Source organism: Streptosporangium amethystogenes, assembly GCF_000721075.1.
Classification (GTDB): domain Bacteria; phylum Actinomycetota; class Actinomycetes; order Streptosporangiales; family Streptosporangiaceae; genus Streptosporangium; species Streptosporangium amethystogenes.
Genome location: NZ_JOEQ01000154.1, coordinates 1 through 480 on the forward strand (window position 1 = coordinate 1; position 480 = coordinate 480).

The following is a 480-nucleotide window of genomic DNA, read 5'->3' on the forward strand; positions in this document are numbered from 1 at the left end:
GCCGCCGTGGCTCGGGTCGAGCCAGCGGGAGGTGACGACCTTGCCCCGGGTGTAGAAGTGCACGCCCTCGGTCCCGTGCACGTGGGTGTCGCCGAAGAGCGAGGACTTCCAGCCGCCGAAGCTGTAGAAGGCCATCGGCACCGGGATCGGCACGTTGATGCCGATCATGCCGACCTCGACCTCGTTCTGGAAGCGCCGGGCCGCGCCGCCGTCGTTGGTGAAGACCGCGGTGCCGTTGCCGTACTCGCCGCTGTTGATCAGTTCCAGGCCCTCCTCGTAGGAGGAGACCCGGACGATCGCCAGGACCGGGCCGAAGATCTCCTCGGTGTGCACCCGCGAGCCAGGCGGGACATGGTCGAGCACGGTGGGGCCGAGCCAGAAGCCGGAGGCCTCGGCCGCCGCCGCGCCGCCCAGGACCGGGGTCCGGCGGCCGTCCACGACGAGCTTCGCGCCCTCGGCGACGCCCAGGTCCAGGTAGGA

1 protein-coding gene is annotated in these 480 nt (G+C 71.2%); it reads right to left on the bottom strand.

All coding sequences use genetic code 11. The annotated features are described in order from the left end of the window. Positions 1 to 480: aldehyde dehydrogenase family protein (locus IG98_RS0144055; RefSeq protein WP_030926657.1), on the bottom strand; the 480-nt coding region annotated here is incomplete at both ends.